Below are 20899 nucleotides of genomic sequence, written 5' to 3'. Positions count from 1 at the left end.
TTATTACTCCTATTGTTAGTATATGTATGAAACCAGACAAACTGCCTGATTTCTTAGTGTCAACATCATCAAGTGATGTGTAACATGATTCGTTTATTCTGGTTTACGAGCTTGTAATCCAGCCATCAACAACTGATTAACGACTGCTGGGTTAGCACTCCCCTTAGTTTGTTTCATAATTTGCCCAACTAAGAAGCCAACTGCACGATCTTTTCCATTGTGGAAATCAATAATTGATTGTTCATTATTATCCAAAATTTCATCAATCAGCGGTGTCAAAATTGCTGGGTCTGATAATTGCTTCAAACCATTCTTTTCAACAAACTCAACTGGGTCCTCACCCTTAGTAATAGCTTTGAAGACCTTCTTGGCCATCTTAGTTGAAATCGTACCATCATCAATTAGCTTAATCATCTCGGCTAAATGAGCTGGTGTTAATGGTGTTTCTTCCAAATCAGCTTGTTGCTCATTCAAAAAGGCATTCACATCACCCATCAAATAATTAGCCGCACGTTTTGGATCAGCTCCTTGTGCAACTGTTGCATCAAAGAAATTTGACATTGCCAATGTTTGCGTTAGTACTTCTGAATCATAAACTTCCAAACCAAGTTCATCAACATAACGTGCTTTACGAACACCAGCTGTTGCTGGCAACTTAGCCCGCACTTCTTCAACCCAGTCATCAGTAACATGTACTGGCGTTAAATCTGGTTCTGGGAAGTACCGGTAATCATCTGCTGTTTCCTTAACACGCATCAAAACCGTTTCACCAGTTGTTTCATCAAAACGACGGGTTTGTTGTTGAATTGTGCCACCTGACATATAAATTTTGGCATGACGATTCTCTTCAAATACCAAAGCTTTACGTACGTAGTTAAATGAATTTAAGTTTTTCAACTCAACCTTCGTGCCATATTCTTTAGAACCAACAGGACGAATTGAAATATTGGCATCAACACGCATTGAACCTTCTTGCATCTTAACATCAGAAATACCCGTAAACTGGATAGCTTGACGTAATGCTTCTAAGTAAGCATATGCCTCATCAGGTGATGAAATGTCAGGTGCACCAACAATTTCAATTAAAGGCGTTCCTTGACGGTTCAAATCAACATAAGAATACCCATCTGTTCCGTGAGTATTCTTACCGGCATCTTCTTCGACGTGTAGTTCAGTAATCCCTACCCGCTTCTTTTGACCCTCAAATTCAAGTTCTAACCAGCCATTACGACCAATTGGTTCTTGTTGCTGAGTGATTTGGTATGCCTTCGGATTATCTGGATAAAAGTAATTTTTACGATCCCAGTGTAAATCACGTGTAATCTCTGCATTCAAAGCCAAAGAAGCCATCATACCATATTCCAAAGCACCTTTATTTGCTTGTGGCAAAACCCCAGGATAACCCCAATCAATAACGTTTGTATTGGCGTTAGGTTGCGCACCATATTGTACTGGAGAAGGTGACATTGCCTTAGAATTAGTTTTTAATTCAACGTGGACTTCTAAACCAATTGTCGTTTCAAAATTTGGAACTGCCATTAATCCTTACCTCCTGGTACTTTTTCAAACAAACGCGTTGCTTGCTCATACGCATAAGCTGCGCGATAAATGGTCTCTTCTTGATAGCGATTAGCAATCAATTGCATCCCAACAGGTAAACCAGCGACAAAGCCAGCTGGTACTGACATACCTGGCAAACCAGCCATATTAACTGGAATCGTCAAAACATCATTCATGTATGTGACTTCAGGATCATCCTGGTTAGCACCAAAGTCGTAAGCCACATTTGGTGTTGTAGGTGCGACAATTAAATCATAATCTGCAAAAACCTTTTGGAAGTCATCATTCATCAACGTACGCACTTGTGCAGCCTTCTTAAAGAATGCATCATATGAACCAGCTGATAATGAGTATGTTCCAAGCATGATACGACGCTTAACCTCATCCCCAAAACCTTGTGTACGTGTTTGAACGTACAAGTCTTCCAGATTCTTAACGTTTTCTGGACGGAAGCCATAACGAATGCCATCAAAACGTTGCAAGTTTGAAGATGCCTCGGCAGAAGCGATAATGTAATAAGCTGCAACCCCATACTTTGTGTGTGGCAATGATACTTCATCAACCGTTGCACCTAATTCACGCAATTTATCAATACCGGCACGAACAGTTGCTTTAATTTGATCATCGACCCCATCAGCAAAATATTCAGTTGGTACAGCAATTCTTAGGCCTTGAATGTCGCCATCTAAACGCGCTGTAAAATCAGGAACCGGTTGGTCTGATGACGTTTGGTCATTAACATCCATACCGGCCATCGCACCTAATACACTAGCATTATCCTTAACATTACGCGTAAATACACCGACTTGATCAAGTGAAGACGCAAATGCAATGACACCAAAACGTGACACACGACCATAAGTTGGTTTCATACCAACAATTCCATTAAAAGCAGCTGGTTGACGAATTGAACCACCAGTATCCGTTCCCAATGCAAATGGTACTTGCCCTGCAGCAACAGATACAGCAGACCCACCAGAAGAACCACCGGGCACCTTCGTTTGATCCCAAGCATTCTTCGTTTGCTTGTAATATGACGTTTCAGTTGTTGATCCCATGGCAAATTCATCCATGTTCAACTTACCAACACCAACTGTACCTTGTTCACGCAAACGTGATACAACTGTGGCATCATAAATAGGCTTGAAGTCTTGCAAAATCTTTGACGCAGCAGTTGTCGTAACATCCTTGGTAATTAAATTATCTTTAATACCATATGGAATTCCTAATAAAACATTATCCGGATCAATACCTGCTTCATCAATTGCAGCTGCCTCGGCCAAAGCCTTATCTGTCATCGTTGTTAGAAATGCATCATAAGTTGCATCAGTCTGTTCGATGTTTGCTAAAGTTTCTTTTACCAAATCGACAGCTGTTATTTCTTTGTTAACAAGCTTTTCATGCAACTTTTGAATATCTGTATGCAAAAAATCCATTAATCTTTAGCCCCTCCATCAAGAATTGCAGGCACCTTAATTAGGGTGTCTTGGTGCTCTGGTGCATTATGCAACAATTCTTGCGATTGATGGGCATTATTAGCCACATCATCTCGTAAGACCGTATGCATTTCCGTAACTGAATACGTTGGTTTAACATTTTCTGTATCCACCTCTGCTAGCGTTGTTACCACATCAAAAATTTTACCTAAATGATCTGTAAACATATCAGCTGCTGTATCCATTAGAGCTAACTTTGCTAAGCTAGCCACATGTTCAACTTCTTCACGCGTAATTTGCTCGTTTGCCATGTTAATTCCTTTCATGCTTTGCTATAGCTATTTTACAAAAGATTTTACATTTAGTATATGTCATCTGGCAAATTTACTAGATTATCATAGCTAACGTGCCATTTACTTTTTAAGTTTCATGCTAATAAACATGGTACACAACTTTAATAAATGTTTTAATCAATACAATATACTTATTTTACACGTTTTTTTAACCTTAAAGTAGTATTTTAAATATTAAAAAACACATTATCAAAGTACGATTAATCGCCTTTTTGAAATGCCTAAATGATTTTAGCTAAATATTTAGCCAAACCATCTTCATCGTTAGTATAATCAGTCACATCATTGGCAATCTCTTTTAGCTGTGAATTACCATTTTTCATCACAACACCGTGCGTGGCATAGTCAATCATTTCATAGTCATTCATCTCATCGCCAAAAGCATATACATTAGCCTTGTCGATATTAAAAGCCCGTTTTAAAATCTGTAGCCCAGTATCTTTGGCCACTCCAGCAGGGGCAATTTCTAAAACTGGTGAATTTGCCCCCCAAGTTTTAACCATTACCCGCTCTGCGCCATAGCGATCTGTTACATATTGTTGAATCATGTTTTGATGCGTTTCATTTTGAGCTTCAATCAAAATTGAATTAATATTCTTTTTTAAATTTAATCGATTCAACATTTGCGTTGTCGCTTCATTTTGTGGAAAGAAAAAAGCTTCAGCAGGATTTTTTGGTGCAATCATACTGTTCGTCCAAACCTCAGAACGATTTTCAGCAACAATCGATTTAATTGCCAAATCATTGGCGTTTTCAATCAAATCAAACGCAATTTCACGATCTACTTTATAAGAATATGCATGTTCCCACGGCATATTAGGTATTTCACCAAGTGCCCCATTAAAGTTAATCATTGGCGATACGAGGCCTAATTGACGATAAATTTCCGTCGACAAACGCACGGGTCGCCCTGTTACAATGGCAACCACGTGGCCAGCTTGTTGTGCCTTTCTAATCATTTGCTGGGTCATTAATGACACCTGTCCAGCATCATTTAATGTTGTATTATCTAAGTCAATTCCAATTAATTTTCGTCCCATTTACTTTTTCCCATTAATCTTTGCATCTGCTACTGTTACAATTGGCACCAATAACTGACTGTGCTTTGTATCAATTGTATATGTGATATTTTGATTGCCACGCACCGTCATTTCAAAGTCAGTTCCATAGATAACGACACCCAATTGATGACCAGCTGTTAACTGATATAACGTTGGTTGCAAGGTTAAGGTTAAATCAACATATTCACGGGGCCTTAAATCATTGACCCGCCATGGATTTTCACGGTTTTGCATATTCATATGACCAATCGTTATCATTTTGAATGGCGTTGATTTTGCTAACCCAAATTCAACTAATGACGTTGGTTGCCAATTCTTGCCACGATCAATTTGTTTACCTTGGGGCACAGGTTTAGTGGTCAAGCGTTGTTCTAGCCCATAATCAACTAGCATGGCGCTAACCAAGCCAATATTTGACGATGATTTCATTCGCAATTGCAAAGACACCTCACCATCAATCAACAAATCTTGCGTCTGTTTTGGTTGTAAAAACATGATACGGGCATGATCTAAATCATGCTTCTCACGATTCATCATTAATGAACGCCAAGTTTGATAGTCTTGACTGTAAGTAGCATAGGCTTGCCTGGTTTGCTGATCTGTGTAACTAACCGGTGTTTGTACATTGGCCAATGAAATGGCTGTGGGTGTTGTTTGCCCCCAACTAGCCTTTATTTGCCACGTATCTGGCTGTTGATTATTTTGCCATGTTATATCTGGTAATTGTGTTGTTGCCTGATTATTGACATCATATAATTTATAGCTTAACCATAAATTCATTTGATCACTAAAATCTAAGGAACGATTATTATTAATATAAATATGCTGACCTTGATGTAAATATAATTTTTTAACAACATTTAATTCTTGTAATTTTTGATACAACCGAAAGACTTGTCGTGGTTTAACGTTCCAATCATTTAATCCTTGTACCATAATCACATCAGCCTTGATGTTGGCAACATTTTTCAAATAATTACGTGCATCCCAGTATGAATTATAATTGCCACCTGCTCGATCCATCTCCTGGACAGTTTTAGCCTGTTTTTGCTGCCATTGTGTCTTAGTACGATGCCAATCACCTGCATCTTGCATTCTTGAATAAACTAATTCAGCCAAAACATCCATGTCTTCACCAGGAAAACCACCTGGTGCGATCGTCAAACCATTGTCACGATAATATTGATACCAGTCAGAAATTGCTGCTTCAGAAATCACCGTTTCTAGGCCAGCAACACCCGTCGTAGCCACAGCTGTCGCTAAAGTACCCAGATAGGATTTTCCAGTCATTGCAACTTTGCCATTTGACCAGGTTGCCTTAATCATGACACCACTCGTTTTGTCAGTAAAGGCACGACGATTACCTGCCAACCATTCAATAACTGCCTGCATACTAGCCACTTGTTCTGGTGAACCTGTATCTTGCATACCATCGGAATCGCGCGTCCCCACCCCAGATGAGTACACAACTGCAAAACCACGCGATAAGAAATAATTATTTAAATCGACATGCGATGTTGGGTAAAACGTTTTGCTTGCTACTGCTGTTTCCCCGGTTTTTTTATGACTTGCCAACTCTTTAGTTGGTGCTGCTTGATAGGAAATTTCGTCATACGTCACATGGTTCGGTCGCTTTCTTTCTAGCGGCACATTAACCTGATGCATGTTTTTATCACTAATTGCATCATTCGTACCTTGGTAATACGGCGAAGCTGTAAACAATACCGGTACTAATTGGTTCGTCGTTGGTCGAATAATATCAACCCGAACTAAATCTTTCATACCATCATTATCCGTATCCAAATCAGTTTCAACGTATACAACTTCCTTTTTTAAGGTTTTGGTATCAAAAGTCACCATGGCTTTACCATTAAAAAATAATGATTCATTAGTCGTTTTAAAGTAGCCATGACTCGCCAAAAGGTCGATAAATTGAAGACCATTTTTTGTATGGGTCGTCATTAGGTCATACCACGCTGATAGCAAATCATTCGTTGACCAAGTTCCTGGTATATCAGCCAGCGGCAATCCTAGCGCTTTAATGCCTTTGACCGGTTCTGCCAATGTGTAATCAACATTTTCTGTAAATTGTAATAATTGTAGTGCAACACTATCAAATTCTTGCATCGTCAATGCTGTACGAGTTGTCAAAAAATCAGCCAAATCTTGATTTTCATTAACCATATAATCGGAAAAATTAGTCTTTACAGCCGTTGTTATTGCTGCTTGCTTCATTAATGCTGCAAATAGCGCCATTGGCCCCTGTTGAGCAGCTAATTTAATTGTTGCATCATAAAAACCAATAGCCGTTAATTCTGTTATCTTTTGTTCAAAAGTTGTCTCAATAATCCCAAATTGATTTATCTTCATGTGATCATCTCCATTTCAATGTTTATATTATAACAAACATTAAAACATAATGAGAACTAGCTCAACCGTTAAACAACTATCATTTAAATAATGGCAACACAAAATAAATCAGACCATAAGGAAATATAAGCCAAAAAGAGCATTAATCTATCATTTAAATAATAGATTAATACTCTTTAAGCAGGTTTCGAAAGATTGCTGGTCTCATGTAGCGTAATTTTAATGATTAATTGTTATTGCACTATATTCCCCAGTTATCTTCAAGGCTTTTTGTTGATCACCAGTGATATAATCCGTCTCACCCTGATCTTTATCATTTACTTCAAGATCACAATCTCTATTAATAACTTTCATGCCCGGCACAGCGACGTTATTTAATTCAATATTTGAATTATCAGTCTTAATTTCACTCGCTTCCTTAAGTGTTAGATGATCAGCATTAAAAGTAGTATCATCACCCGTTAGATATAACTGATTTGCATTAACATCTTTTAGACGATAATGGCTTGATTCGCCATTTATGCTAATTTTATTGGTATGTAGTGATTGTAGCCGAACACCACCATAATAATTTGTAATAGCGACATTTTTAGCTGAAATACCTTTCGTAATAATCCCACTACCTTCTGTCCTAACTGATAATTGATCTAAATTAATGCCACGAGGTACCGTAATCGTTAACTTTTGACTCGATGGCTCAACGCCCAAAATAAACCGATCACGATCATGCATAGTAATCTTCAAATCATCATTATCGGCATGCAAATTAAACTGATCAACATTTGTGTAATGACCTGAAATGTGCCATTCATCACCTTGAACTAAGTTAATCACACTATTTGAGCCACCATTAATGGTTAGTTTTTTATATTGATGATCTGCAAGTGTTTTATTAAATTTATGTGTTTTCACAATTTTTGGTCCGTTATCCCAAGTAATAGCTGTATTAGCACCTGTAGATAGACCAATAACTACCATCGCACCACCAACAACCATGACGCTACCACCAGTAATTAATGCTGCTTTTAATCCCATCTTAACGTGCCCCCTTAACATTATTCTTAATCAAATAACGATTACCTATCCATTTAATAAATGTTACTAACATCTCAAATAGCCATCGTGTAATACGCCAAACGATTGGTGCAAAGAAAATGACAGCACCCGTCAACAGCAAACCTGCCCCGATGTAAAAAATACCGGTTGCAACTGATTGCCAAAGTAAAATAACACCATTAACAAAGGCAATCAAGCCACCTGCCAATACACCGATAATACCAACATAAATACCAAATAAAATACCCAAGAAGCCAATTACAGCTGCAATCAAAATACCAATCAATCCAATAGCAACCGGTATTAAAATTGGTGAAGCAAACAATCCTAGAATCACTAACCAGACTAGATTCATACGATTTTTAGTTCGCGTACTACGTGGTACCATGTCATCAGCTACTTCATCATTTTCAATAAAATACTCAATTTTTAAAGAACGTGCAAATTGTTTAGGTGTCCCATATTTTTCTTCAATTTCTTGTATTGAATAGCCCGCATCTAACATTTGTTCTTCGTAAAATTGTAATAATTCTTCTCGTTCATCAGTCGGTAAATCTTTCAAATAAGATCTCACATTATCTAAATACTCTTTAATCATTATGCTCCTCCAATAATGAATCAACTGCCTCTCTAAATGACGCCCATGAGTGAACAATTTCTTGCAGGTGACTTATTCCCAGCTCAGTTATGTGGTAATAGCGTCGATTACGTCCTTCAAATGGTTTATCGTATGTCTCTAGATAGCCATCGCGTTTTAGCCGTCTAAGTACCGGATACATGGTGGATTCACTTACCCCTAATAATTCTTGCATTGCTTTGGTAATAATATATCCGTAAGTATCCGCTTTAGTTAATACTGCTAATACTGAGCCATCTAGTACCGTAGTTGGTACTTGAATATTCATGGCTTTTCTCCCTATTTTTTAATGTTATATTCCATATACCATTATGTTATACGACATATAATGGTATGTCAAGAAATTGCTTATTTTTTGATAGTCAAAAAAGGCGTTGGGACAAAAGAATATGTCCCAACGCCTTTTTAGTTAAAAATGTATTAATTATAAACCCAAAATTTTTATAACATAAACGCGTTCCAAAAGTCTGAAGCCTCTTAATTTTTAATAGTTAATCTAATTAACTAATTAGCTAAATATTTGACCAACAATTTGGAATACTAATTGAAGATTTAATGCTGTTAATACAATAAATACAATCCATGCTACCCAAGTCATCCACTTTGGATTAGCAAAATCTTCACCCATTATCTTCTTAGAAGACGTAAAGGCAATTAGCGGTGCCATAGCAAATGGCAAGGCAATTGATAAGAATACTTGTGAATAAACAAGCAACTGATCAAGTTTTCCTTCGTTCCCACCATATATTAGTGTGAAAGCAACAACCGGAATTAGCGCCAAACCACGTGTAATCACACGACGTAGCCACATTGGTACTTTCAAGTGTAAGAAACCACCCATGATAACTTCACCAGTTAAAGTTCCAGTAATTGTTGAATTTTGCCCTGATGCTAACAAAGCAACAGCAAACAAAGTTGATAGAATTGGTGAGGCGATGGCTCCGGCAATGGTACTATCACTTAAGGCACTATACATTTGTCCAAAAGTTCCAACTGAATCACCATGTCCAAAGAACAATGAAGCTCCTAAAATCAACAAGAATGAGTTAATAACAAAAGCCAATGACAATTGAATATTTGAATCCCATGTCATAAAGCGGACACCTTCTTTTAGCTCTGCTTTATTATCACGACTAACCTTACGTGTTTGTGAAATTGATGAATGTAAGTACAAATTATGTGGCATAACAGTTGCCCCAATAATTCCTAGCGTCATCAAAAGTGGTGAATCAGCACCGTGAATACCAGTTGTGCTAACTGCTTGAAGTTGTGGTAAATAACCACCAAACAATGCTGCCAAGTTAGGATCTGATGATACAACTAAGTATCCGAAAATAAATAAAATCGTTAAAACAAGTGTGACAACAATAGCTTCGATTTTTCGGAATCCAAAACGCATCAATAGTAGCAACAAAACAACATCTAAAGCAGTCGTCAAAACAGATGCAATCATTGACCAACCAAATAGCAAGTGTAGCGCAATCGCACCACCGATAACTTCAGCGATATCAGTAGCCATCAAAGCTAATTCACTGATAACCCATAAAACAATACCACCAGTTTTATTCGTACGTTTTCTAGTAGCTTGGGCTAAATCTTCGTGCTTAACCATTCCCAACTTACCAGCCATGTATTGTAGCATCATTGCAATCAATGATGAAATCAAAACAACTGATAATAGTGTGTAGCGATAAGTAGCTCCACCAGTAACTGAAGTTACCCAGTTACCCGGATCCATGTACCCAACGGCAACTAACGCTCCTGGACCTGAAAAAGTCCATAATTTACGCCAAAATGAACCGCTTTTGGGTATTTCTACCGATCCATTGACATCACCAAGACTATCATCATTCGCTGCACTTTGAATAAAGCCTTTTTTTCCCGTCATTTCTTCCTCAGACATGACAACCTCCTAAGATAAATAATTGTCGTCGTAAGGTCATCCCAGTGTACTATTTACTTTTTTGTATATAGTGCTAAATAAAATTCATAAAGATTTTCGTCCAACTTGGTTGTTGAAAGCTTATGACTTTCACTTAACCGGGAGTATGCTCACCCGCAAACAACATCTTACTCTGTTGCTAGCTAAGATGCAACCATTTATTTTCTTTATTTTCATTTTTTTTATGCAGTATTATCAAAAAGTTTATCAATCAATTCAATATAATTTTACTGGCAACTAAATTATTTTAAGATGTCGATTAAACAATAGATCGATTATAGTTATCCACTACCGATGAACTTCAACACTTATTGTCGTAATGGTATCTCTATTTCAAATTAATTTGCATCATTTTAACGCAAAGTTTCTGCCATCCCCATCAACAACTTACGCATAAACTGATCCCCTGCAACCAAATATTTAGGATGTGATTTGCGACGGAGCATTGCCCCAACCTCACCCTTCGTCACTTTAAAATCAGCTGCCTGCCAAAAGGCCAACAAATCTTCGGTTGTATATGACATCGCAATTTTAATTTTCTTAATTACCACATTATTAATATCATTATCACGTTGCATACTGTAATCTTGTGGTGCCAAAGAACCATCTTCATTTTTCTTATGCCCGCGTTGTGACACAATTAAGCCGTTCATAAATTTTTCCAAATCATGCCGTGATAATTGCGCATCACGTGCACTTTCTTGGGCCGGCTTGGCAATTATAGCCAAAAACTCAGCTTTCGTTAAATCCAGATCACCCAATTTAAAAATGGCTAACATATCTTTACTACTAATATTAAAAATATATTGTAAACGACGGACGATATCATTATTATGCATTTACTAATTAACTTCTTTCATGATTGATGATTATAACAACTTATTTTTCAATAAAAAAACTGTTTATTTCCATATTTGTTACTTTGAAAATAAACAATTTTAACTTATCCTTTTAGGATTTGATCAATTTTATTTAATTCTTCTGTTGATAACGACATATTATCAGCAACTTTAACATTATCCAATAAATGATCAACTGAAGAAGCGCCAATTACAATTGACGGTACCCGCTTATCTCGTAACAACCAAGCCATTGCTAGCTGCGCCAAAGTTTGACCACGGTCAGCAGCAACTTTATTTAGCGCATTAAGCTTAGCAACGGCACCCTGAGGATCTTTTTGAATAAATGCATTCGTTCGATGTAATGGCATATCAGCCGGAATCCCATCTAAATAGCGATCCGTCAACAGCCCTTCTGCCAATGGCCCATACGCAATTAAACCAGCATGATGGTCATCTAAAGTTGATAACATATCACTTTCTTCTGCTTCACGATTAAACATATTATATGACATTTGGTTACCAATAAATGGTGTATGTAATTCATCAAAAATTTTTGAAATTTCAGCCACTTGCTCAGTTGTATAATTAGATACACCAACATACAATGCCTTACCTTGACGAACCATTAAATCAAGCGCTTGCGCTGTTTCACGTAAATTAGTATTAGGATCCCAACGATGGGCGTAAAAAATATCTACATAATCTAAGTGCATCCGTTGCAATGATAAATCTAAGGCGGCCGTTAGGGTTTTCTTACCCGAAAATTCACCTAATGGTCCTGGCCACATATGAAAACCAGCCTTGGTTGTAATAACTAATTCATTACGATATGGACGTAAATCTTTTTCGTACACTGCACCAAACGTTTCTTCAGCAGTCCCATCTGATGGGCCATAATTAGAAGCATTATCAAATGAAAAGATACCATTATCAAATGCTTTTAAAATAACCTCACGTGAATTTGATAGTGGCATTTGATCACCCAAATTGCGCCACAAACCGAAAGACAGTGCGGGTAAAATTAAACCGGAATCCGATACGCGGCGATATGGCATAACATCATACCGGTTATCTGCAGCTGCATAAACCATGTTTGTACCTCCCAAATTTGACTTCATACAATTTAAAATTAGTAAATATTAACGTCAGGATTGTTACTTGAACGCAATAAAACATCAATGCGATCATTATCGTGAATACGCTGGATTGCCTCTGCTAATAATGGTGCAATCGATAATACAGTAAATTTAGGGTTCAACTTTCCTTCTGGAATTTGAATCGTATCTGTGAAAATATACCGTTCAATATTATCATCAGTTGCTAATTTATCAGCAGCAGCTCCGGATAATACTGGATGAGTCGCAGCAACATAAACTTCAGTTGCCCCATTAGCCAAAAGTGCACGAGCTGTCATTTGTACACGGTATCCCGTATCTACAATATCATCTACAATGACAGCACGACGGCCACTCACATCACCAACGATTGCATCTGTTGATTCTGGATTTGTCATTGCGATATTATCATTAACAACCCCCCATGGTGCTTTCAAAATATCAGCAAATTTACGTGCTCGACCGGCACCGGTATGGTCTGGTGACACGATAACCAAGTTATCCGTCATATTACGACTATAAAAATAATCTGTTAATAACGGCGCTGCTTTTAAATGATCCACTGGAATATCGAAAAATCCTTGCAATTGCTGGGCATGTAGGTCGATTGAAACGACACGATCAACACCATTCATTTCAATTAAAGAGGCCACCATTTTAGCAGTAATAGGTTCACGAGACTTTGCTTTACGGTCTTGACGCGCATACCCCATATATGGCATAACGACAGTAATCTGCCCTGCCGATGACCGGCGTAGTGCATCAACAACAATCATGATTTCCATGAAAGCATCATTTACTTCTTCAGCAATTGGGGCAATAACATAGACATCGTCCCCACGAATACTTTCTTGAACTCGTTCATAAATTTCACCATCAGCAAAGCGCTGAATATCTACTGGTGTCAATGGTATGTTCAGCTCTTCAGCCACAGATTTTGCTAGTGTATAATTGGTGCTCAATCCTAACAATGTTATTTGAGATTCCACGAACGAATGCCTCCATTTCTCATCCTTACTTCCTGTCTTCTTTATTTTACCAAAATAAACAACGTTACGGTATCTTTTATCTCGATATAATCTAGCTAAAATTTGTGATAAACATAAGTTTAATTTGCAAATAATTTTAATTGCCCCTATACTAAGACAAGCGAATCAAATAAGCTGGGGTGCCAAGTGCTGGCTGAGAAAATACCCATAGAACCTGAGCAATGTAATTTTGCTAGGGAGCTTCTTGTTTATCATGACAGTAAACAATCCCAGTGCCCACGAAGATATATTTCTTTGTGGTACTGGGATTTTTTTGCTACCAGAGCTTTGGCGATTCGACAATATTATTTTAAGGAGGTTTGCACTTTATTATGCAAACAGTTAATGAGTCAAAGACAAAATGGTCACTACGGGACGTTATTTTCCTAGCAATCATCGCCATATTTTTTGGGGTTATTTTTGAGGTTTGGAGTGTCGCTTACTATGCTGTAGCAGCAACTCCTTTAAAGCCATATGCCAATGATTTGACCTTGGGGGTTTGGTTAATGGCCGCCCCACTTGCTGGTGCAATTTTACAAAAAGTAGGTAGTTCACTACTAGGTGAAATTTTAGCTGCTGCTGTCGAAATGATGCTATTTTCAAGTTGGGGTGCTGCTAATTTGATTTCTGGCTTTGTTCAAGGTGTTGGTACCGAATTAGGCTTTGCAGCAACTGGTTATAAAAACTGGGGAAAACTTGGTTTAACTTTTTCTGTCATCACAACCACCATCATCACCTTTATCTGGGATTTATTTAATAGTGGTTATGCAGACTACAAGCCTAGCTTGATGATTACATTATTTATCATCCGGTTAATTTCAGCTGGGTTCTTTGGTGGCGTATTAGTTTATTACATTCAAAAATTGGTTGCCAAGTCTGGTGTTTTAAAACATTAAGCTTATGACAAATTTAAAAGTTGAAAATTTTAGTTTTGCGTACGCTGATAATCAACCAAACGTTTTAAATCAAATTAATTGGCCACCCCAACCAGGATCATTCAATCTGTTAATCGGTCCTTCAGGTTCAGGTAAGTCAACACTCTTAAAATCAATGGCTGGGTTGCTACCAAAATTTGGTGGTGTCGTTACTGGCGGCCAAATTTTATTAAACAATGAAGCCATTCAACCGATTGTCCCTTTTGAAAGAGCCCAGCGTATTGCCATGCTCTTTCAAAATCCAGATCGCCAATTTGCGATGCGTACTGCCCGGTCACAATTAATTTTTGCATTAGAAAATATCCAGTTATCACTGGATATCATTAAGCAACGAGTGCCTTTGGTTCTCGAAGCGCTCAACCTAACCGATATTGCTGATCAAGAATTATTAACTCTATCAGGTGGTGAAAAGCAACGGGTTGCCTTAGCCGTTGTATTAGCAATGGATAGCGATATTATTTTGTTAGATGAACCTTTTGCAAGTGTTGATCCGACAGCTCGTTTAGCCTTATTAGCTGATTTGAAAAAATTACAAATTGAACAACATAAAACAATTATCATCTCAGATCATGACTTATCTGGTTATGAGACATTAGTTGATTATTTATATGCAATTGATACAACAACTGGGACAATGTCCCAACAGCCCTTAACTAAACTAGGTAACTTACCGGTTATCACGCCATTTTATGGTTTACCTCGTCCCACAGGTCATCTTAGTTTTAATCAACTGACCTTAACGGTTGGTCAGCAACGGATATTATTAGCTGAGAGCTCTTTCACCTTACCTAACGCTCAGATTGGCTTACTATCTGGTGCCAATGGTATTGGTAAATCAACTTTATTTAAAGCATTAGGTCACCAAATAAAGTATACCGGTCAGATCAACTGGGACGGTCAAAACACACGTAAAATAAAATTAAAAAATTGGGCCAAGCAAGTTGCCTTAATTTTTCAATCTGCGACAGATCAATTTGTTAAAATGACCTTACAAGAAGAAATTAATTTATCAAAGCTTCACAGTTTAACCGGGGCTTATTGGACAAGTGAACGTATTCAAGCTGCTTTAACGACCTTGCATTTAGATCACTTATTAGATCATGTTGTTTACCAACTATCCGGTGGCCAACAAAAAAAATTACAGGTTTTAAGTATGTTAATTATGGGACAACCTGTTTTGTTACTTGATGAGCCATTAGCAGGCCTGGATAGCGATTCTGTTCAAGCCGTTATGCAATTAATTAGTGATAGTATTCAGAGCACTCACCAGAGCATTTTAATGATTTCTCACCAACGTAATGGCTTAGCTAAGTTTATTGACTATGAATTAGTCCTTAAAGATCAATCACTCACTTTAATTGGGGAGGCTAATAATGTTTAAGCTCAATCCAACCATTTTAGTTGCAATCATGCTTGGTATCGGTATTGAAACATCGTTTGTTCGGTCGATTATTTTAAATGGTGTCGTTGTTTTAATCAGCAGTGTGTATCTACTGACACAACGTCCAAATTTTAAGTTAATTGGCTTAATGATTTTGATTTCATTTCCGCTTGCCTTTGGGACATGGTGGTCATTCATTGCCTTTGGAACTGGTGACACACACCATTTAGCGCTCGTCTATGCAACTCGTTTGTACGCCTATTTATTCTTAGGTGCTGCTGTGACACTGACTGTATCCGTTAAGGATTTATTGACAAGTTTGAATCAACACGCTAAAGTATCTAACACATTTACGTACGGCTTGTTAGCTGCTTTTAATCTGGTACCTCGCGTACGCCGCCAAGTCCAAATTATTCGTTATGCTGGTGCTTTGCGTGGGGTTACCTATCGTTTATGGCAACCGCAAATTTACTTTAAAGCCATTTTAAGTGCTTTACATTGGTCTGATGATTTAGCTATCGCCATGACCTCGCATGGTTTTTCAGAAGGCTTTCCTCGAACACAAACCGTGACAGACCACTTACCAAGATGGCAATGGTTGTTACCCGTTGTTTTGGTTCTATTATATTTATTAGTTGCCATCATATTTAAACCTTGGTAACGCACAGCTACTAAAAGGGACATCAATCCACCATATACAATTGGTTAGATTGATGTCCCTTTTTTAATTTTAATTAGCGATATTGAACGTAATCAATTTTCAAAATCCGCTATCAATACCCGATTACTTGCTACTGATTGATTAGGATCTACCTTTCCAAAAGCAGCCCGAGTTAAACGTAATTGATTACTTTCTACGCCAAAATAATCTTGAATTAAATCGCCTATAAAAACTAGCAATGTTTGACTGTCTAACTCAGTTTCATGACGGAATAATGATCCGTAATTTTTAAATGTCCCTGCATTACGTAAATTATCAACCTTTTGTTCTAAAGCTGGTAAACCTGCTACTAAGTGATACAAAACATGGTTTTCATGATGCCATTTCGTTAAGTGGATAACATGACGTAAATCTGTTAACCCAACTGGTAAAATCATATCAGCACCAACTGCCTCTAATTGCATTGCTTCATGACTATAATTGGCGATAGATGCCGTTAGCGTATTGATTGCTAACGTAAAATTCCCATTATAATCAAACATTGCTTGTCCTAAAAGCATTTCGGTACGTGTCACATACCCAATCCGATCAAAATTTTCATCTGCCGATAATGCTTGGTTTAAGTATGCTTTAAAAACATCAGGTGCCCGCCAATCTAAGCGTAATCTAATATTGTCCAAACTAATATCATCTCCAATACCATGAAAAGTCACTAAAGAGTAACTCATAGTTCCTGGAATATTGGCAATAAGTGCTTGGCGTTCACTTTCAAAAAATCGACTATTATATATCATAACGCGTTCCCCATTTTTGCAATAAATCTGTCACCATCAATTGACCAGGTGCAGAGCTGTTAATGACCGTTACAAATGTTAACTGTGACCCGTATCGCCTACCAATTATACGAGAAGGCATCCCCATTACGCCCATTGCCATCGTAATCAATGGTTTGTTTGCATTTTTTGCAACCTTTTTTGTGCTCGTTAATAAAACATCAACATCGCTTAATTGTTGTGGCATAGTTGCCAATTTAATAATATCAATCGGTAAAGTTACCATGTTATCTAATAATGACACTAAATTAGCGGGGGTCTTTGTAAAATAATGCTTTGAACCAATAATTTGCACATCATTTGGTATTGTTTTTAATAAATTTTTCTGATCTGCCAATAAATTGATTTCAATATCTAAAGCGGCAACACCCGCTGTTATTGCGTTTAAGTAAACACGTTCATAAGTCCGTCTACTATATGCTTTTGCCCCACCTTCCGCTTGTGTACGCCAGGTAAAAATAACGGGTTTACTAGTTGCTTGGCAAACCTTTTGAATATGCGTAACCATTAAATTATCTAACGTTTCAAGATAATCCACCCGCCATTCAACAACATCAACGGCACTTTTTTTGAGCAAATCAGCTTGTTGAACTGCTTGTTGCCAGGTGTAAGCTGTAATCGGCGCTGCAATTAGTGGACGATCAGCTGTTGCTGCGACTGCCCCTATTTTTAACTGTTTCATCCCCAATATCCTTCACATATGCAATAATTTCATTGGCTACTTGCTCGGCACATTTATTATCTGTATAAATTGTTTTGGTTGCAATAGCTGCATATTTAGGCAGCCGCTCTTCCCACAGTTGCGCTAACTCAAGTAATGATTTATTACGCACAATGGGGCGCGAATCATCTTTGACTAAGCGTTCCATTGTTTGACCAAACGAGCCAGATAAATAAATAACTGGCACTGGCATGCCAGCTAATAACTGACGATTGGCACTTAACTCAATAATCCCGCCACCCGTTGCAATGATGCCTGGTTTATTGATTGCCGCTATTAAAATTTGACGTTCAATCTCTCGAAAGCCAATTTCCCCAACTGTTGCAAAAATGTCTCCCCGTGTTTGCTGCGTTTGATCAATAATTAATTGATCAGTATCTAGTAAAGGTTGCGCTAGCTTAGTTGCTAATAATTGACCCACTGTCGTTTTACCAGCACCCATAAACCCAATTAAAATAACTTTCATTTTATGATAGAACCTCATCTAAATCTTTGAAAAATTTAGGATATGAAATATTAACAGCATCTGCTCTGGCTAAAGAAACCTCGCCTGTCGTAATTAAGGCAGCAATTGCCAGCATCATACCAACACGATGATCACCACAAGAATCAATAACCGTTGGCTTTGTCACATGCAATGGCGTATCACCATGTACATAAAACCCATCTTCTTTTGCTTCAATATGGGCACCCAATTTATTAAGTTGTGTCGTTACCGTTGCGATACGATCAGATTCTTTGACGTGTAATTCACTTGCACCAGTAATTAGAGTGTCACCTTTAGCTTGTGTTGCTGCTAAAACAATCAAAGGCATTTCATCAATCATCGTTGGTACATCGGTTGCTGTCACAGTCGTCCCATGCAATGTTTGTGATTGCACCCGGATATCAGCAATTGGCTCACCAATTGTCTGCTCCGCTGCAAATTCAAACGATGCGCCCATTCGTGTCAGGATACTAATAATCCCTGTTCGTGTCGGGTTCACGCCGACCTGCTTTAGGGTCAAATCACTATCTGGCACTAATAAAGCAGCAATTAACCAATAGGCTGCTGATGAAATATCACCTGGCACTTGAATAGTAGTTGCTATTAGGTGCGTTTGTGGTTCCACAATCATGCGATTTTCAACACGCTTTACCGAAATACCAAATGACGCTAACATACGCTCAGTATGATCACGCGTGGGAATTGGTTCAATAATCGTTGTTGTTTCATCAGCCTGTAATGCGGCTAAAATAATGGCACTTTTAACCTGAGCTGAGGCCACTGGTAATTCATATGATATCCCTTTTAACTTCTTAGTAGCCAATTTTGTTACTGGTAAACGATCATTTTTTGTAACAAAACTAACCCCCATTGCCATTAATGGCTTGATTACCCGCGCAAAGGGCCTTTTAGACAAACTACTGTCCCCGCGAAAAGTTAAAGTGAACGGTTGTTTTGCTAATAATCCCATTAATAAACGGGCTGAGGTTCCTGAATTTTCCATATTCAATACCTGTTTTGGCTCAGTTAATGTAGCTAATGATTTGCCATGGACGATTAAGTCAGCACCATCATACTCAAAAGTCACACCAAGGTTGGACATTGCTGTAATCGTACTGTTAACGTCTTGTGAATCTAATAAATTGTGAATTCTTGTATCTCCTGATGCAATGCTTCCCAACATCACTGCACGATGTGAAATACTTTTATCACCAGGCATTATTAGTGTTCCCCGCAGATGCCGCCCCATTGTTTGTAACTTCAAATTGCCCATTATTTAACCTACAATTCTTTTATCATTAAAAATTCTTAATTTCCTCACGATACGCAGCCACTTGTTCTTGCAAGCGTGACAAGCTATCCGTATCAAATTTATCTAAGATGGCTTTGGCCAGTTCAATCGCCACCATCGCTTCAGCAATAACTGCTGCCGCAGTGACAGCAGTTGTATCGGACCGTTCCGTAGACGCACGATGATCTTCATGTGTATCAATGTCAACACTTTGCATTGGCTGATATAACGTTGGAATTGGCTTAACAACACCACGAACAACAATCATCTCACCAGTAGTCATACCACCTTCAAAACCGCCGAGATGATTAGCGCCTCGGTAAAAGCCACGTGCTGCAGACCAATAAATTTCGTCCATTACTTGACTACCATATTTATCAGCATTATCAAAACCACCACCAAATTCAACGCCTTTAAAAGCATTGATACCAACAATTGCACGGGCAATTTTAGCATCTAATTTTTCATCAGCAGCTACGTAAGACCCTAACCCAGCTGGAACACCAGACGCCATCACCTGGACAGTTCCCCCCACTGTGTCACGGTTTCGTTTTGTCTGATCAATAACGGCTTGCATCGCCTGATCATCTGTCGCTGTCATTGAACGAGTGGCAAAACCCTCCGTTACAGCACGTAATTCTGCCAAATTTTGATATTTAATTAATTGTGTCAAATCACTCTTAACCGGACCTATGTTGGCCACAAACCCGTGCACATCAATATCTAATGCTGCCAATAATTTTTTAGCCACTGCACCCACAGCCACCCGCATAACAGTTTCACGAGCGGATGAACGTTCCAACACATTGCGCAAATCTGCTTGATGACGATATTTCATTCCACCAACCAAATCAGCATGTCCTGGTCGCGGACGCATTACTTTGCGTGTACTATTTTCAACAGTTGCTGGTATATTAGGGTCCATAATTTTGGCCCAATGATTATGATCATCATTATGCACATTTAAGGCAATCGGTGAACCTAACGTTACCTGATGACGAACGCCTGCCATAATTGTAACTGTATCTGTTTCAATAACCTGACGTTGACCACGCCCGTAACCATGCTGACGTCGTGCTAATTGTTCATTAATATCATCGGCTGTAATCATTAAACCCGCTGGAATTCCTTCGATAATAGCGACTTCTTCTGGTCCATGACTTTCACCGGCTGTCATATAACGCATTGCC

Annotated in this window: 20 protein-coding genes; 3 read left to right on the top strand and 17 right to left on the bottom strand. The window is 38.2% G+C overall.

Annotation, left to right across the window (positions count from 1 at the left end; all coding sequences use genetic code 11):
* Positions 1 to 93: 93 nt before the first annotated feature.
* From gatB to FFM61_RS06210, 12 genes are all read right to left on the bottom strand, one after another.
* The gene (gene gatB, locus FFM61_RS06265; protein ID WP_074427689.1) at positions 94 to 1539 is read right to left on the bottom strand and encodes an Asp-tRNA(Asn)/Glu-tRNA(Gln) amidotransferase subunit GatB; all 1446 of its coding nucleotides are present in this window, start codon (positions 1537 to 1539) and stop codon (positions 94 to 96) included.
* Positions 1539 to 2996 carry an Asp-tRNA(Asn)/Glu-tRNA(Gln) amidotransferase subunit GatA gene (gene gatA / locus FFM61_RS06260; protein ID WP_074427690.1) on the bottom strand — a complete coding sequence of 486 codons (1458 nt, stop codon included), beginning with the start codon at positions 2994 to 2996 and terminating at the stop codon, positions 1539 to 1541. Before gatA ends, gatB begins: the two co-directional genes overlap by 1 nt.
* Positions 2996 to 3307: an Asp-tRNA(Asn)/Glu-tRNA(Gln) amidotransferase subunit GatC gene (gatC, locus tag FFM61_RS06255; RefSeq protein ID WP_074427691.1), complete on the bottom strand. Its 312-nt coding sequence runs from the start codon at positions 3305 to 3307 to the stop codon at positions 2996 to 2998. Before gatC ends, gatA begins: the two co-directional genes overlap by 1 nt.
* A 263-nt stretch (positions 3308 to 3570) precedes the next feature.
* Positions 3571 to 4389: a Cof-type HAD-IIB family hydrolase gene (locus FFM61_RS06250; protein ID WP_074427692.1), complete on the bottom strand. Its 819-nt coding sequence runs from the start codon at positions 4387 to 4389 to the stop codon at positions 3571 to 3573.
* On the bottom strand, positions 4390 to 6780 hold the full coding sequence (locus FFM61_RS06245) for a Xaa-Pro dipeptidyl-peptidase (RefSeq protein ID WP_074427693.1): 2391 nt from the start codon (positions 6778 to 6780) through the stop codon (positions 4390 to 4392).
* Between the two features lie 219 nt (positions 6781 to 6999).
* Entirely contained in the window at positions 7000 to 7815 is an 816-nt protein-coding gene (locus FFM61_RS06240) for a DUF4097 family beta strand repeat-containing protein (RefSeq protein ID WP_074427694.1), read from the bottom strand.
* A gap of 1 nt (position 7816) precedes the next feature.
* On the bottom strand, positions 7817 to 8434 hold the full coding sequence (locus FFM61_RS06235; protein ID WP_083194515.1) for a DUF1700 domain-containing protein: 618 nt from the start codon (positions 8432 to 8434) through the stop codon (positions 7817 to 7819).
* Positions 8427 to 8741, bottom strand: a complete 315-nt coding sequence (locus FFM61_RS06230) for a PadR family transcriptional regulator (protein ID WP_074427695.1) — start codon at positions 8739 to 8741, stop codon at positions 8427 to 8429. The genes FFM61_RS06235 and FFM61_RS06230 overlap by 8 nt, the downstream gene beginning before the upstream one ends.
* A 240-nt stretch (positions 8742 to 8981) precedes the next feature.
* On the bottom strand, positions 8982 to 10376 hold the full coding sequence (locus FFM61_RS06225) for an Nramp family divalent metal transporter (protein ID WP_074427696.1): 1395 nt from the start codon (positions 10374 to 10376) through the stop codon (positions 8982 to 8984).
* Between the two features lie 392 nt (positions 10377 to 10768).
* The gene (locus FFM61_RS06220; RefSeq protein ID WP_074427697.1) at positions 10769 to 11254 is read right to left on the bottom strand and encodes a DUF1456 family protein; all 486 of its coding nucleotides are present in this window, start codon (positions 11252 to 11254) and stop codon (positions 10769 to 10771) included.
* A 104-nt stretch (positions 11255 to 11358) separates the two neighbouring features.
* On the bottom strand, positions 11359 to 12348 hold the full coding sequence (locus FFM61_RS06215; RefSeq protein WP_074427698.1) for an aldo/keto reductase: 990 nt from the start codon (positions 12346 to 12348) through the stop codon (positions 11359 to 11361).
* A 38-nt stretch (positions 12349 to 12386) separates the two neighbouring features.
* Positions 12387 to 13361 (bottom strand): ribose-phosphate diphosphokinase, encoded by a 975-nt coding sequence (locus FFM61_RS06210; protein WP_074427699.1) that lies wholly within the window; start codon positions 13359 to 13361, stop codon positions 12387 to 12389.
* Positions 13362 to 13732: 371 nt separating this feature from the next.
* Here FFM61_RS06210 and FFM61_RS06205 point away from each other — a divergent pair, with 371 nt between their 5' ends.
* The 3 genes from FFM61_RS06205 to FFM61_RS06195 are packed head-to-tail and all read left to right on the top strand — an operon-like array spanning position 13733 to position 16377.
* Positions 13733 to 14296: an ECF transporter S component gene (locus FFM61_RS06205; RefSeq protein ID WP_074427700.1), complete on the top strand. Its 564-nt coding sequence runs from the start codon at positions 13733 to 13735 to the stop codon at positions 14294 to 14296.
* Positions 14297 to 14300: 4 nt separating this feature from the next.
* A complete protein-coding gene (locus FFM61_RS06200) occupies positions 14301 to 15716 on the top strand; it encodes an ATP-binding cassette domain-containing protein (protein ID WP_074427701.1) in 1416 nt (471 codons plus the stop codon).
* A complete protein-coding gene (locus FFM61_RS06195) occupies positions 15709 to 16377 on the top strand; it encodes an energy-coupling factor transporter transmembrane component T family protein (protein ID WP_074427702.1) in 669 nt (222 codons plus the stop codon). Before FFM61_RS06200 ends, FFM61_RS06195 begins: the two co-directional genes overlap by 8 nt.
* 92 nt (positions 16378 to 16469) lie before the next feature.
* On the opposite strand, the gene FFM61_RS06190 is transcribed toward FFM61_RS06195, so the two are convergent.
* The 5 genes from FFM61_RS06190 to aroC are packed head-to-tail and all read right to left on the bottom strand — an operon-like array spanning position 16470 to position 20895.
* Positions 16470 to 17171, bottom strand: coding sequence for a hypothetical protein (locus FFM61_RS06190; RefSeq protein WP_210726684.1), 702 nt, complete (start codon positions 17169 to 17171; stop codon positions 16470 to 16472).
* Positions 17161 to 17892 (bottom strand): type I 3-dehydroquinate dehydratase, encoded by a 732-nt coding sequence (gene aroD, locus FFM61_RS06185; protein ID WP_074427703.1) that lies wholly within the window; start codon positions 17890 to 17892, stop codon positions 17161 to 17163. The genes FFM61_RS06190 and aroD overlap by 11 nt, the downstream gene beginning before the upstream one ends.
* On the bottom strand, positions 17852 to 18397 hold the full coding sequence (locus tag FFM61_RS06180; protein WP_074427704.1) for a shikimate kinase: 546 nt from the start codon (positions 18395 to 18397) through the stop codon (positions 17852 to 17854). The genes aroD and FFM61_RS06180 overlap by 41 nt, the downstream gene beginning before the upstream one ends.
* 1 nt (position 18398) lies before the next feature.
* The gene (gene aroA / locus FFM61_RS06175) at positions 18399 to 19691 is read right to left on the bottom strand and encodes a 3-phosphoshikimate 1-carboxyvinyltransferase (protein ID WP_074427705.1); all 1293 of its coding nucleotides are present in this window, start codon (positions 19689 to 19691) and stop codon (positions 18399 to 18401) included.
* A gap of 25 nt (positions 19692 to 19716) precedes the next feature.
* Complete coding sequence (aroC, locus tag FFM61_RS06170; RefSeq protein WP_074427706.1) at positions 19717 to 20895, bottom strand: chorismate synthase; 1179 nt, start codon at positions 20893 to 20895, stop codon at positions 19717 to 19719.
* Positions 20896 to 20899: the final 4 nt, after the last annotated feature.

This window comes from Weissella hellenica, assembly GCF_005405545.1.
Taxonomy (GTDB): Bacteria; Bacillota; Bacilli; order Lactobacillales; family Lactobacillaceae; genus Weissella; species Weissella hellenica.
Note: the sequence above shows the minus strand (reverse complement) of the source record. Positions and strands in the feature narration are given on the sequence as shown.